Source organism: Xanthomonas codiaei (assembly GCF_002939785.1).
Classification (GTDB): Bacteria; Pseudomonadota; Gammaproteobacteria; order Xanthomonadales; family Xanthomonadaceae; genus Xanthomonas; species Xanthomonas codiaei.
In genome coordinates this window covers 40181-53641 of the sequence record NZ_MDEC01000014.1, presented here as the reverse complement: position 1 = coordinate 53641, position 13461 = coordinate 40181, and the positions used below count along the sequence as shown (strand labels likewise).

The 13461-nt window shown below is 64.4% G+C and carries 15 protein-coding genes; all 15 read left to right on the top strand.

Annotated elements, in window-relative coordinates; translation table 11 throughout:
* Positions 1-304: 304 nt before the first annotated feature.
* The 15 genes from XcodCFBP4690_RS11680 to XcodCFBP4690_RS11610 all read left to right on the top strand — a co-directional run bounded on the left by XcodCFBP4690_RS11680 (position 305) and on the right by XcodCFBP4690_RS11610 (position 13459).
* Complete coding sequence (locus XcodCFBP4690_RS11680; protein WP_104541098.1) at positions 305-1504, top strand: flagellin; 1200 nt, start codon at positions 305-307, stop codon at positions 1502-1504.
* Between the two features lie 252 nt (positions 1505-1756).
* Positions 1757-3082 (top strand): flagellar filament capping protein FliD, encoded by a 1326-nt coding sequence (gene fliD / locus XcodCFBP4690_RS11675; protein ID WP_104541097.1) that lies wholly within the window; start codon positions 1757-1759, stop codon positions 3080-3082.
* 150 nt (positions 3083-3232) lie between these two features.
* The gene (gene fliS, locus XcodCFBP4690_RS11670) at positions 3233-3646 is read left to right on the top strand and encodes a flagellar export chaperone FliS (RefSeq protein WP_104541096.1); all 414 of its coding nucleotides are present in this window, start codon (positions 3233-3235) and stop codon (positions 3644-3646) included.
* An 8-nt stretch (positions 3647-3654) separates the two neighbouring features.
* Entirely contained in the window at positions 3655-3948 is a 294-nt protein-coding gene (locus tag XcodCFBP4690_RS11665; protein ID WP_104541095.1) for a hypothetical protein, read from the top strand.
* Positions 3948-4514 carry a PilZ domain-containing protein gene (locus tag XcodCFBP4690_RS11660; RefSeq protein WP_104541094.1) on the top strand — a complete coding sequence of 189 codons (567 nt, stop codon included), beginning with the start codon at positions 3948-3950 and terminating at the stop codon, positions 4512-4514. Before XcodCFBP4690_RS11665 ends, XcodCFBP4690_RS11660 begins: the two co-directional genes overlap by 1 nt.
* Positions 4515-4583: 69 nt before the next feature.
* On the top strand, positions 4584-5216 hold the full coding sequence (locus tag XcodCFBP4690_RS11655; RefSeq protein WP_003482986.1) for a response regulator transcription factor: 633 nt from the start codon (positions 4584-4586) through the stop codon (positions 5214-5216).
* 249 nt (positions 5217-5465) lie between these two features.
* A complete protein-coding gene (gene rpoN, locus XcodCFBP4690_RS11650; RefSeq protein WP_104541093.1) occupies positions 5466-6869 on the top strand; it encodes an RNA polymerase factor sigma-54 in 1404 nt (467 codons plus the stop codon).
* Between the two features lie 8 nt (positions 6870-6877).
* Positions 6878-7261 (top strand): response regulator, encoded by a 384-nt coding sequence (locus XcodCFBP4690_RS11645; RefSeq protein ID WP_005997154.1) that lies wholly within the window; start codon positions 6878-6880, stop codon positions 7259-7261.
* Positions 7254-8738, top strand: coding sequence for a sigma-54 dependent transcriptional regulator (locus tag XcodCFBP4690_RS11640; RefSeq protein ID WP_104541092.1), 1485 nt, complete (start codon positions 7254-7256; stop codon positions 8736-8738). Before XcodCFBP4690_RS11645 ends, XcodCFBP4690_RS11640 begins: the two co-directional genes overlap by 8 nt.
* Positions 8739-8854: 116 nt before the next feature.
* The gene (locus tag XcodCFBP4690_RS11635; protein ID WP_104541091.1) at positions 8855-9964 is read left to right on the top strand and encodes a DegT/DnrJ/EryC1/StrS family aminotransferase; all 1110 of its coding nucleotides are present in this window, start codon (positions 8855-8857) and stop codon (positions 9962-9964) included.
* Positions 9965-10028: 64 nt separating this feature from the next.
* The gene (locus XcodCFBP4690_RS11630; RefSeq protein WP_104541090.1) at positions 10029-10253 is read left to right on the top strand and encodes an acyl carrier protein; all 225 of its coding nucleotides are present in this window, start codon (positions 10029-10031) and stop codon (positions 10251-10253) included.
* 5 nt (positions 10254-10258) lie between these two features.
* Positions 10259-11299 carry a ketoacyl-ACP synthase III gene (locus tag XcodCFBP4690_RS11625; RefSeq protein ID WP_104541089.1) on the top strand — a complete coding sequence of 347 codons (1041 nt, stop codon included), beginning with the start codon at positions 10259-10261 and terminating at the stop codon, positions 11297-11299.
* Positions 11296-12069 carry an SDR family NAD(P)-dependent oxidoreductase gene (locus XcodCFBP4690_RS11620; protein ID WP_104541088.1) on the top strand — a complete coding sequence of 258 codons (774 nt, stop codon included), beginning with the start codon at positions 11296-11298 and terminating at the stop codon, positions 12067-12069. Before XcodCFBP4690_RS11625 ends, XcodCFBP4690_RS11620 begins: the two co-directional genes overlap by 4 nt.
* The gene (locus XcodCFBP4690_RS11615; protein ID WP_104541087.1) at positions 12066-12818 is read left to right on the top strand and encodes an SDR family NAD(P)-dependent oxidoreductase; all 753 of its coding nucleotides are present in this window, start codon (positions 12066-12068) and stop codon (positions 12816-12818) included. Before XcodCFBP4690_RS11620 ends, XcodCFBP4690_RS11615 begins: the two co-directional genes overlap by 4 nt.
* The gene (locus XcodCFBP4690_RS11610) at positions 12818-13459 is read left to right on the top strand and encodes an acetyltransferase (RefSeq protein ID WP_104541086.1); all 642 of its coding nucleotides are present in this window, start codon (positions 12818-12820) and stop codon (positions 13457-13459) included. Before XcodCFBP4690_RS11615 ends, XcodCFBP4690_RS11610 begins: the two co-directional genes overlap by 1 nt.
* Positions 13460-13461 lie beyond the last annotated feature (2 nt).

Genomic DNA, 13461 nt, shown 5'->3' with positions numbered 1-13461 from the left:
CTGCGTTTTGCTTCGCTCCTGCACGGCAGTCCCGGTGCAGGCGGACGGAGTTTATTGCTTGAAGTTTTATACCAACGCTAAAGATCCACGGGGTGCTGCCGAATAAACCAAACCCCTTGATACGCAACGCTTACGCTTTTCGTCCTGCGGCAGAAAAACAGTAAAAAGATACTGAATTTCGCTAAAGGTTCCTGACGCAACGCCGTTATTCATCTCAGCAGCGGCAACGGCCAACTTGATGGCCCCCCTGCGGAGGCTCCGGGCAAGTCCCCCTTGCCGGAAAAATCGCTTAGGAGAAATCAAAATGGCACAGGTAATCAACACCAACGTAATGTCGCTGAACGCTCAGCGTAACCTCAACACCAGCAGCGCCAGCATGTCGACGAGCATCCAGCGTCTGTCCTCTGGTCTGCGCATCAACAGCGCCAAGGACGACGCCGCCGGTCTGGCGATCTCCGAACGCTTCACCACCCAGATCCGCGGCCTGGACGTCGCCTCGCGCAACGCCAACGACGGCATCTCGCTGGCCCAGACCGCCGAAGGCGCGATGGTCGAAATCGGCAGCAACCTGCAGCGTATCCGCGAGCTGTCGGTGCAGTCGTCCAACGCCACCAACTCGGCCAGCGACCGTGACGCGCTGAACTCCGAAGTCAAGCAGCTCACCGCCGAAATCGACCGCGTTGCCAACCAGACCAACTTCAACGGCACCAAGCTGCTGAACGGCGACTTCTCCGGCGCGCTGTTCCAGGTCGGCGCCGACGCCGGCCAGACCATCGGCATCAACAGCATCGTCGACGCCAACGTCGATTCGCTGGGCAAGGCGAACTTCGCCGCCTCGGTGTCGGGCGCTGGCGTGACCGGCACCGCGACGGCCTCCGGCTCGATCACCGGCATCTCGCTGGCGTTCAACGATGCCAGCGGCACCGCCAAGACCGTCACCATCGGCGACGTCAAGATTGCCAACGGCGACGACGCGGCAGCGATCAACAAGAAGGTCGCAGCGGCGATCAACGACAAGCTCGACCAGACCGGCATGTACGCCTCGATCGATACCGGCGGCAACCTGAAGCTGGAATCGCTGAAGGCCGGCCAGGACTTCACCTCGCTGACCATGGGTACCTCCAGCGCCACCGGCGTCACCGTCGGTGCCGGCCTGCAGACCGCCTCGGCGGCCTCCGGCTCCGCCGCAGTGACCCTGAGCAACCTGGACATCTCCACGTTCGCCGGCTCGCAGAAGGCCCTGGAAATCGTCGACAAGGCGCTGACCGCGGTCAACTCCTCGCGCGCCGACATGGGTGCGGTGCAGAACCGCTTCACCTCCACCATCGCCAACCTGAGCGCAACCTCGGAAAACCTGTCGGCCTCGCGTAGCCGTATCCGCGACACCGATTACGCCAAGGAAACCGCCGAGCTGACCCGCACGCAGATCCTGCAGCAGGCCGGTACCGCGATGCTGGCCCAGGCCAAGTCGGTTCCGCAGAACGTGCTGAGCCTGCTCCAGTAATCGGCCGCACCGCTTCGCAGCAAGCCCAAAGCCCCTCTTCGGAGGGGCTTTTTTTTGGCGCAGAGCGGCGTGATATCGCGGTGCGCCGTCCCCGCGCAGTGTCCTTGACACCGTTCGCGGCATGGAAATTGCATCGACCGAGGTCGTGAACGAGATGGGTCGCTGCCGCTAAAGTCCTCGCGGATGCGGCCGATACCCGTCACGTAATCCCATGCGTCCGTCTGTTTCGGACGCCCAGACGAGGAACGCAACATGGCATCGGTGATCAGCACGTCCGCCTCGGGGCTGGATATCCCTACCGTGGTGTCCACCCTGGTGTCCCGGCAGAAAGACCCCGAGCAGGCGCGCATCAACAAGGCCGGCACCGCCGCGACCACGCAGCTGTCGGCGATCAGCCAGATCAAGAGCAGCATGACCACGCTCAAGTCTGCGCTGGACAAGGTCGTCAGCAGTGCCGATACCAATGCCTACAAGGCCACGGTGCCGACCGATGCCGGCTTCACCGCCACCACCACCAGTTCGGCCGCGCCGGGCAACTATTCGGTGGAAGTGGTGTCGCTGGCAACCGCGCAGAAGCTCGCCTCCGGCGCGTTTACCGCCGATGCCACGGTCGGCAGCGGCACGCTGACCATCGGTTATGGCGACCAAAGCATCACTGTGGACGTCAGTGGCACCGACAAGCTCACCGACATCGCCGCGGCCATCAACAAGGCGGCCGGCGGCAAGGGCGTCACCGCCAGCGTGGTGACCGCCAACGACGGCCAGCATCTGGTGTTCAACGCGGTCGAATCCGGCACCAAGGGCGCATTGACGGTCAGCGCCAGCGATCCGAGCCTGAGCGGCCTCACCTACGGGCCGGGCGTCACCGGCGGCTTGAACCAGACCGTGGCGGCAGCCGATGCGCTGGTGCGCGTGGACGGCTTCGAGCGTACCTCCAGCTCCAACACCATCAGCGACATCGTGCCCGGCGTGGTGCTCAACCTCACCAAGGCCGCTGCAGGCACCAAGGTCGATCTGGGCATTGCCGCCGATACCAGCGGCCTGAAGGGCAACCTCACCGCGTTCGCCGCGGCCTACAACACGGCCAACACGCTGCTGGCCAAGAGCAGCAGCTACGACGCCACCACCAAGACCGCCTCGGCGCTGACCGGCGACTCGCTGGTGCGCAGCCTGCAGCAACAGCTGCGCGGCCAGGTCAGCGGCAACCTCACCGAGCTCAAGGCGCTGGGCCTGACCATCGACAAGGATGGGGTGATGAGCTTCGACGGCGGCAAGTTCGATACCGCCATCGCCGCCGACGGTGGCGCCGCAGCCGAGGTCTTCGGCAAGGACAGCAAGTTCGGCGGCACCTTGACCAAGCTGCTGGACAGCAACGTCAACGTCACCAACGGCACCCTGACGCTGCGCTCGGACAGCCTGAACAAGGCCATCAAGGGCTATGAGTCGGAGCTGGACGATCTGGATGCCCGCATGGAGAAGCTCAGCGACCGCTATACCGCGCAGTTCACCGCGATGGAAACCATGATCAGCAAGCTGCAGAGCAGCACCAGCTCGCTCAGCAGCCTGCTGACGAGCTGATTTCCGTGATGCAGATCCTCAAGTCCTGTCAGGGTATTGCCGATACAAGAAGGGCCTATCGTGATTTCGGCCTTGTCTTCCGGCAGGAGCGTCGTCGCAGGAGCGCAGCGCTCCGGGACCCGCGAAGGTCAGCCCATTGAGGAGTCATCCATGTACGGTTCCAATCGTCAGTACGCCGAGCAATACCGCAAGGTCGGCGTGTCCACCAGCGTGACCGAAGCCGACCCGCACAAGCTGGTGTCGCTGCTGTTCGCCGGCGCCTGCCAGCGCATCCGTCTGGCCCAGGCCTGCCTGATACAGGGCGACCAGGCACGCAAGGGCAAGGCCATCGGCGAAGCATGCGCGATCGTCGGCCATTTGAACGGCTCGCTCGATCACGAAGCCGGCGGCGAGATCGCTGGTAACCTGTCGGCCCTATACGACTACGTCATGCAGCGCCTGACCGCCGCCAATCTGCACAACGACGACACCGCGTTGACCGAAGCGCTGGATCTGCTCAGCGAAATCGATTCGGCGTGGAACTCCATCCCCCTCGAACAACGCGGCCTTTCCGCCGTTTCGTGAGTCCGACCATGCATAGCGTGCAAAGCCTTCAGGCCGAAATGGCCGACATCCGGATCGCCATGGCGAACGAGGAATTCGAAGTCATGCCGCTGATGCTGGATGCGCACGACCTGCACCTGCGCCAGTACGCGCAGCACGTGGACCTCGACCAGGACCGCGATGCGCTGCAGACCCTGCTGACGATGCACCAGGACCTGATGCGGCTGATGCGCGAGCGCCAGCGCAAGTTGCTGGACCTGATTCGCGCGCAGCGCACCTCGTCTTCGGCCAGTCGCGCCTACGCACGGATCGGCCGGATCTGATGTCCGCACTCGGCACACTCGCGCCCGCGGCCGAGGCCGAGCTGTTTGCCGACACGCTCAGCTGCGAGTTGCGCCTGCCGGCCGGCTTCCGCGCCGGTGGCGACGCCGGCGCGCAAAGCGCCGCAGAGACCCTGCTGCGCAGCCTGGGCCAGGTCGAGGACCTGCGCAGCGAAGAAGCCAGCGAAGACCGCGGCGAGCTGCCGCTGCTGGTACAGCGCATGGATGCCAAGCTGGATCTGATGCTGGCGCTGATCGGCCGCCTGGTGCGCCAGGGCGACAGTGGCCTGGTCCAGAACCTGGTGCATTGGTCGGTGCGCGGCATTCGTCTCAATTGCGCGACCGGCCATGCAGCGGGCACCACCGGCGTGGTCTGCCTGCAACCGTCCGACTGGCTTCCTGAACTTGTACAGCTTCCCGCACAGGTGCTGGCAAGCGCGGGCGACGGCCACGACCAGTGGGTGTGGCTGCGCTTCGCACCGCTTGCACCGGGATTGCAGGATGCTCTGCAACGTCATCTGTTTCGTTTGCACCGCCGCCAGATCGCCGAAGCCCGCCGCCAGCGTTGAAGTCGCTAGTTGGCGTCAGGCGCCGGGTCGGCTAAGGTGCCCTATACCGAAAAAGGTCTCTTCTGCGCCGTGCGAGTCATCATCGTCGACGATCACACCCTTGTCCGTGCAGGCCTGTCCAGGCTGCTGCAAACCTTCGCCGGTATCGATGTGGTCGGTGAGGCGAGCAACGCGCAACAAGCATTGGATATGACATCCCTGCATCGCCCGGATCTGGTTCTGATGGATCTGTCGCTGCCAGGGCGCAGCGGACTGGATGCCATGACCGATGTGCTGCGCGCCGCGCCGCGTACGCACGTGGTGATGATGTCCATGCACGACGACCCGGTGCACGTGCGCGACGCACTCGATCGCGGCGCGGTGGGTTTCGTGGTGAAGGACGCAGCCCCACTGGAGCTGGAGCTGGCGCTGCGCGCCGCGGCCGCCGGCCAGGTGTTCCTGAGCCCGCAGATTTCCTCCAAGATGATCGCCCCGATGCTGGGCCGCGAAAAGCCGGTCGGTATCGCCGCCCTGTCGCCGCGCCAGCGCGAGATCCTGCGCGAGATCGGTCGCGGCCAGAGCAACAAGGAAATCGCCGCCGACCTGGGGATCAGCGTCAAGACGGTGGAAACCCATCGCGCGCGCATGATGGAGTCGCTGGGCTGCCGGCGTGCGAACGATCTGGTGCTACTGGCGGCCAAGCACCACAACGAGCTGGTCTGAGCGACTCGCCACACGCTGTTTGCCCGGCCGTCAGGATGGTGAAAAGGGTACCGGGGCCATTTCGGCCTCAAACAGTGACGGAATTCCGTCAGGCACGCTCGAGCTCGCCGAAAATGTCGGGAGATTCCCGACGCGCTGTCGGGAAAATCATGAGTTGCCTCACCCGACTCCCCGATTAGAAACCCGTCGTGTTGTCCTGCAAGATGCGTTCCATCGCTGCTGCATGCAGTGCCCTTCGGAAGCGCTTCGATGAAGACGACCATTTCCGCCCAGCTTGGCCAGCAACTGCACCTCACCCCGCAGTTGCTGCAGTCGATCCGTCTGTTGCAACTGGACGGCATGCAGTTGGAACTGGAGATTCGTCGCGCGCTGGAAACCAATCCGTTGCTGGAGTTGGAAGAGCTGGCCGATAACGGGGACGCGGCCACCACCGACGACGATGGCGCTACCGATGTGGCCGCGTTCGACGAGCTGCCGGAAAGCACGATGTGGGACGTGCAGGGCAGCAGTTGGAACGACGGCGACGACGACCGCATGCAGCGCGTGGCCGCGGGCGAATCCACCGACCCGCATGTGCGCATCCTGCGCGAGCTGGCACTGGACCTGGACGAGGCCGCATTGGGGGCCGCCGCGTTCTGGCTGGAGCATACCGACGATGCCGGCTACCTGACCGACGCACTGTCCACCTTGCAGCAACTCGGTGCCACGCGGTTGGGCATCAGCGTGCAGGCCGTCGAGGCGATCCGCCAGCGCCTGCTGCATGGCGATCCGGCTGGCCTGGCCGCCTGCGACCTGCGCGAATGCCTGCAGGCGCAGCTGGCCGCCCTGCCCGGCCGCGTGCCGGCCCGCCACCTGGCCGGCCGCATCCTGGCCGGCGATCTGGACCTGCTGGCCAGTCACGACTACGCGCTGCTGGCGCGCGCCCATGATGCGGAAGTGGACGATGCGCGCGAGGCGGTGCGGCTGATCCTGTCGCTGCAACCGCGCCCAGGCGACGACCTGCTGCAGGAAAGCAACGCCAGCGTGATCCCGGACGTGCTCGCCTGGCATGCCGACGACAGCTGGCGGGTGGCGCTGAACCCGGCCACCACGCACCGGGTCAGCATCAACCCGGTGCACGAACGCGCGCTGGCCGAGGCCGGCGAGGCCGCCCAGCCACTACGCGACATGCTGCAGGAAGCGCGCTGGCTGACCCGTGGCCTGTCGATGCGCTACGAGACCCTGCTGCGCGCCACCCGCGCCATCGTCGAGCGCCAGGCCGCCTTCCTGGCCCGTGGCGAGGAAGCGATGGCACCGCTGACACTGAAGGAAATCGCCGACGAGATCGGCATGCACGAATCGACGATTTCGCGCATCACCACCGGCAAGTACCTGCAGACCCCGCGTGGCACCTTCGAGCTCAAGCACTTCTTCGCCGTGCGCCTGGAAGGCGCCAGTGTCTCCGGCCAGGCGGTCAAGGCCATGGTGCGCCGCCTGATCGAGAGCGAGCCGGCCGGCCGGCCGCTGGCCGATGAAGCCATTGCCGGCCTGCTGTCGCGCCAGGGCGTTAATATTGCGCGCCGGACCGTGGCCAAGTACCGCGAACAACTGGACATCGCCCCGGCACGCGAGCGCCGCCGCACCACCAAACCGCTGCTTGCGCGAGCGGGATAAGGACTACTATGAGCAAACTCACCGTGCTGCTGGTCGACGACCACGAGGGCTTCATCAACGCTGCGATGCGTCATTTTCGCAAGGTGGAGTGGCTCAATATCGTGGGCAGTGCCGCCAATGGACTGGAAGCGATCGAGCGCTCTGAGTCGCTGCGCCCCAATGTCGTGCTGATGGACCTGGCCATGCCGGAGATGGGCGGCCTGCAGGCAACGCGTCTGATCAAGACGCAGGACGATCCGCCGTATATTGTGATTGCGAGCCACTTCGACGATGCCGAGCATCGTGAACACGCTCTTCGCGCGGGTGCTGACAATTTTGTCAGCAAGCTGTCCTACATCCAGGAAGTCATGCCAATCCTGGAGGGCCTGACGGAAGGAGCCAGGAATGAGTGAGTCCCGCATTCTGTTGATCGACAGCGACGCCGTCCGCGCCGAACGCACCGTCTCGCTGCTCGAATTCATGGACTTCAATCCCCGCTGGGTCACCGACGGCGCCGACATCAACCCTGGCCGCCACCGCCATGACGAATGGATGGCGGTGATGGTGGGGTCGGCGCAGGACGCTGCGCAGGCCGATAAATTCTTCGACTGGCTGGCCGATGCCAAGCTGCCGCCACCGGTGTTGCTGATGGAGGGCAGCCCAAGCGAGTTTGCGCAGGCGCACGGCCTGCATGAAGCCAACGTCTGGGCGCTGGACACGCCGTTGCGGCACGCACAGCTGGAAGCGCTGCTACGCCGCGCCAGCCTCAAGCGGCTGGATGCCGAGCACCAGGCCGGCGTGCAGCAGGACAGTGGCCCGACCGGCAACAGCGAGGCGGTGACCCGACTGCGGCGCTTGATCGACCAGGTGGCCGCGTTCGACACCACCGTGCTGGTGCTGGGTGAGTCCGGTACCGGCAAGGAAGTCGTCGCGCGCGCCATCCACCAGCACTCGCCGCGCCGCGACGGGCCATTCGTGGCCATCAACTGTGGCGCGATCCCTCCGGACCTGCTGGAAAGCGAACTCTTCGGCCATGAAAAAGGCGCGTTCACCGGCGCCCTGAGTGCGCGCAAGGGCCGCTTCGAGATGGCCGAAGGCGGCACGCTGCTGCTGGACGAGATCGGCGACATGAGCCTGCCGATGCAGGTCAAGCTGCTGCGCGTGCTGCAGGAGCGCAGTTTCGAGCGCGTGGGCGGTGGCCAGACCATCCGCTGCAATGTGCGCGTGATCGCCGCCACCCACCGCAACCTGGAGGCGCGCATCAGCGACGGGCAGTTCCGCGAGGACCTGTTCTACCGTCTCAACGTGTTCCCGATCGAAATGCCGGCACTGCGCGAGCGCGTGGACGATCTGGCCATGCTGGTGCAGACCATCGCCGGGCAGCTGGCGCGCACCGGTCGCGGCGAAGTGCGCTTTGCCGACGAAGCCCTGCAGGCGCTGCGCAGCTACGACTGGCCGGGCAACGTGCGCGAGCTGACCAACCTGGTGGAGCGCCTGGCGGTGCTGCATCCGGGCGGCCTGGTGCGCGTGCAGGACCTGCCGGCCCGGTATCGCGGCGATTTCGCCTCCGCCATTCCGGCCGAGCTACCGCCGGAACCAGCGATGCTCGCCGCCTCCGGCGATGCCGGTGCGTTGCCGAGCAACGTGGTGACCCTGCAGCCCAAGACCGCCGATGCGGAACCGGCCTCTGCAGCCAGCCTGCCCGACGACGGTATCGACCTGCGCGGGCATATGGCCAACATCGAGCTGGCCCTGATCAACGAGGCGCTGGAACGCACCCAGGGCGTGGTCGCCCACGCGGCGCAGTTGCTGGGGCTGCGTCGCACCACGCTGGTGGAGAAGCTGCGCAAGTACGGCATCGACCGCGAACAGACCGAGCTGGCCAACTGAGCGCAAGGCCGCTGAGGTCCGGCTCGCTGGCATAGCGCTTGCTTCCATCGGATCATCCCGTCCGCAGCTGGGGCTGCGGACGCTTCCCGACATTCACCCGCACCAGCGAGGCATTGATGCCCATTCCCGTCACCAGTCCGCTGCTGCCGCCGCTGGAGGAGTTCCTGCCCTACCTGGAACGGATCTGGACCAGCCGCATCGTCAGCAATGGTGGCGAAATGCATCATGCGCTCGAGAAGGCGCTGTGCGACTACCTGGGCGTGCCGCATCTGGCGTTGCTGACCAACGGCACCACCGCGCTGATCACCGCCCTGCAGGCGCTGCGCATCACCGGCGAGGTGATCACCACGCCTTACTCGTTCGTGGCTACCGCGCACTCGCTGCTGTGGAAGAGCATCACCCCGGTGTTCGTGGACATCGACCCGGTGACGCTCAACATGGACCCGTCCAAGATCGAAGCGGCCATCACCCCGCAGACCACCGCCATCATGCCGGTGCACTGCTACGGCACCGCCTGCGACACCAGCGCGATCACGCGCATCGCCGACATCTACAACCTCAAGGTGATCTACGACGCCGCGCATGCCTTCGGCGTGCGCGACGACGGCGGATCGATCCTGCGTCACGGCGACCTGAGCGTGCTGAGCTTTCATGCCACCAAGGTGTTCAACACCTTCGAAGGCGGTGCGATCGTCTGTCCCGACCAAAAGACCTATCAACGCATCGGGCACCTGAAGAATTTCGGCTTCGTCGACGAGACCACGGTGGTGGCGCCGGGCATCAATGGCAAGATGAACGAGATCAGCGCCGCCTTTGGTCTGTTGCAGCTGCAGCATATCGACGATGCCATCGCGCAGCGGGGCGCGATCGACGCGCAGTATCGGCAGCGCCTGGGCGAGGTGCGTGGCATCCATTGCGTCGCGCGCTCGGCGCGGTCCAGCGCCAACTATGCGTACTTCCCGATCCTGGTCCAGGACGACTACCCCTTGTCGCGCGATGCGCTGTACCGGTTGATGCGCGAACACGGCATCCTGGTGCGGCGCTACTTCTATCCATTGATCAGCGACTTTCCGATGTATCGCGCCCTGCCCTCGTCGGCTCCGGCGTGGCTGCCGGTAGCGCGTTCGGTGGCTGCGCAAGTATTGTGCTTACCGATCTTTCCCGGCCTCACCGCCGACCAGGTCGATGCCATCGCCGACCTGATCGCCGGCGAACAGACCACATGAGCGCGTCACGCTGTACCGTATCTCCGGACTTTCCCATCTACCAAAGGCAACAAGGCGAGATCGCATGACCCAGGCAACGTTTATCGAGAACTTCCTCTCCGCTACCGATTTTCAGGAACCAGTGGAGGTCACGCTGGACACCGTACTGCTGGAATTGCCGGAGTGGGACTCGCTGGCAGCGCTGGGCGTGATCGTCATGTTCGACATGGAATACGGCAAGACCATCACCGGCGAGGACCTGGCCGCAGCCGTGACCGTTGGCGATCTCTACAAACTGACCGAGGCGTAAGCACCATGCCGACCTCCACGCTGCACAACGTCCGCTTTGCCGGCATGGCGACCTGCGTGCCGAAGCGGGTCGTGTCCAACCTCACCGATTGCCGGCCGCAGATCCGCTCCGAACGCGAGCGTCTGGTGCGCAACATCGGCATCGAGACCCGGCGCATGTCCCAGCCCTGGCAGTGCTTTTCGGACCTGGCCTTCGATGCGACTGAGGTACTGCTGGAAAAGCTGCAGTGGAAGCGCGAGGAGATCGACGCGTTGATCGTGGTGACGCAGTCGCCGGATTACCCGATCCCGGCCACTGCCATCATTCTGCAGGATCGGCTGGGGCTATCGCATGCCACGGTCGCCTTCGACGTCAATCTGGGCTGTTCGGCCTACCCGTTCGGTATCAACCTGCTCGGCTCGATGATCGCCGCCGGCGGCGTCAAGAAGGGCCTGCTGCTGGTCGGCGACCGCAGCGCCAACCTGGAAGACCCGATCTTCTCGGACTCCGGCACCGCCACCGCGCTGGAGTTCGACCAGAACGCAGCGCCGATGTATTTCGACCTCAACAGCGACGGGAGCGGTTACAGAGCCATCATCCTGCCGGTGGGTGGTCAACGCGAGCCTGTCGCGATCCAGCACCTGATGCCTTATCGTGAAAACGAGAAGGATCGCTGGCACCAGGCCACCGATCTGCAGCTCGATGGCACCGCAGTGCTCAGCTTCTCGACTCAGCGCGTTCCTCCCGCAGTTGAAAAATTGATCGCTTATGCTGGTGTAAGCAAGGATGACATCGATTATTTCGTGTTTCACCAGGCTAACCGGATGATCAACGAGACCATTCGCAAGAAGCTCGGCCTTGCGGTCGAGAAGGTGCCGTCCACCCTGCGCGACTTCGGCAACACCAGCGGCGCATCGTTGCCCCTCACCATGACCGCACGGATCAACAAGGAACTGGAATCTGGCACCAAGCGTGTACTGCTGTCAGGTTTCGGGATCGGGTTGTCTTGGGGTACCTGCCTGGTCGATATCGAAGGTGGGATGTTTCCGGATTTAATCGAGTCGTGAATACCTCCCTCGATCCGAACGACCCGTTCTCATTGCAGGGCAAGCGCATCCTGGTCACGGGAGCGTCTTCAGGCATCGGACGGCAGATCGCACTGAGCTGCGCGGAGATGGGCGCGCAACTGATCATCAGCGGCCGCAACGAAGCGCGTCTGGCCGATACCTTCGCCACACTCGAAGGCACAGGGCATGAGCAGGTGATCGCCGACCTGGACAAGCAGGAGGACATCGACCATCTCGTGGCTTCGGTCGGTGTCCTGGATGGTGTCGCACACGCGGCCGGCATCGCCCGGCTAGCACCATTCCGGATGATCAACCGCGCGCATCTGGACGAAACCTTCGCCAGCAATGTCTATGCACCGCTGCTGCTGACGCGCGGCCTGCTGACGAAAAAGCGCATCAACGCAAAAGGCTCGATTCTATTTATCTCTGCGGTGGGTTCGCACATCGGCCCTGTGGCCACTGCCGCCTACTCGGCCAGCAAGGGAGCGCTGCTCGGCGCAATGCGCACTCTGGCGCTGGAAGTGGCAAAGCACGGTATTCGCGCCAACTGCATCGTGCCCGGCTACGTGCGCACACCGATGCTCGAGGGCCTCAACCAGAGCGGGGCCAACATCGACGAGCACGCCAAACTGACCCCGCTGGGACTGGGCGAACCGGAAGACGTGGCGTACGCGGCAGTGTTTTATCTGTCCGACGCAAGTCGCTGGGTCACCCGCAACTACTTCCTCGTAGATGGTGGCCTGACCGTGCCGATGGACATCTACGCATGAGCAATCCGACTCGCAACGCCTTTTCCCTGACTGGCAAGACCATCCTGGTCACCGGCGCATCATCCGGCCTTGGCCAGGAAATCGCACTCACCTGCGCACGGCGCGGCGCGCGCCTGGTCATCAGCGGCCGCGATCCCGAGCGCCTCCAGCAGACCCATGCGCAACTGGCCGGCGACGGGCATGTGCAGGTGCAAGCCGACCTGACAGTGTCGGAGGACCGCGAGCGGCTGGTGCAAGCCAGCCAGCGCATCGACGGCGTCGTGCACTGCTTCGGTGGGCAGATGCTGTCGCCGATCCGACAGCTGAAGGAGGAGCTGATGACGCGCATGTACCAGGTTCATTTCTTGGCACCGGTCATGCTGACGCAACGTCTACTGCAAGCCAATTCCATTAATGCTCAAGGCTCCATCGTGTTCATGCTGTCCACCTCCGCGCATATCGGTACACGCGGCGTGGGGCCGTACTCGGCAATGAAGTCCGGCCTGCTGGGCATTATCCGGTGCTTAGCGTTGGAACAGGCGAAGCACCGCGTGAGAGTCAATGGGATTTCACCATCGGCGGTGCCCACTCCGCGTCTTTGGGGTGAAGACGACGGACTCAACGAAATGCTGAACCAGCAACGCGCGCGCCATCCACTGGGCCTGGGCACGCCGCACGATGTCGCCAACGCTACAGTTTACCTGCTGGCCGACGCCAGTCGTTGGGTCACCGGCACCAGCTTGGTCATGGACGGCGGGGCGGTGCTCTGATGGAACGCGCACTCATTATCGGCGCCAGCGGCTGGGGCCGCGAAGTCCTGGAGCAAATGCGTGACGACGCAGGGCATGGCAAGGACTGGCTGATCGGCGGGTTTCTGGACAGCCGCGCCGATATCCTGGACAGCTACGGGGTCGACACTCCGATCGTCGGCGATCCGATGAGCTACCTGCCACAGCCTGACGATGTATTCGTCTGTGCGATGGGCAACCCCTACGATCGCCACCGCTATGCCCTGCCGATCCTCGAAAAAGGTGGGCGGTTCATTCCCATCCTTACCGATGTCCGTCTGAGTAGGCGGGTGCATTTCGGCCAGGGCTGCTTTTTTGGCCTCATGGTCCATTCCGGGCCAGACGTGCGCATCGGCGATTTTGTCACCATCCATGCCCAGAGCATGCTCGGGCACGACGTGCGCATCGGTGACTACGTGCACGTTGGCGCAATGGCATTCATGGGCGGCGGCGTCCAGATTGGTAACTTCGTCACCGTACATCCGCGCGCCACCCTGATGCCCGGCGTGAAGGTCGGTGACGGCGCGGTCGTCGGGGCCGGCGCGGTGGTCATGAAAGACGTGCCGGCCGGCGCAAGTGTGTTCGGCAACCCTGCCCGCATCGTGTTCCAGAAAGACATTTGACA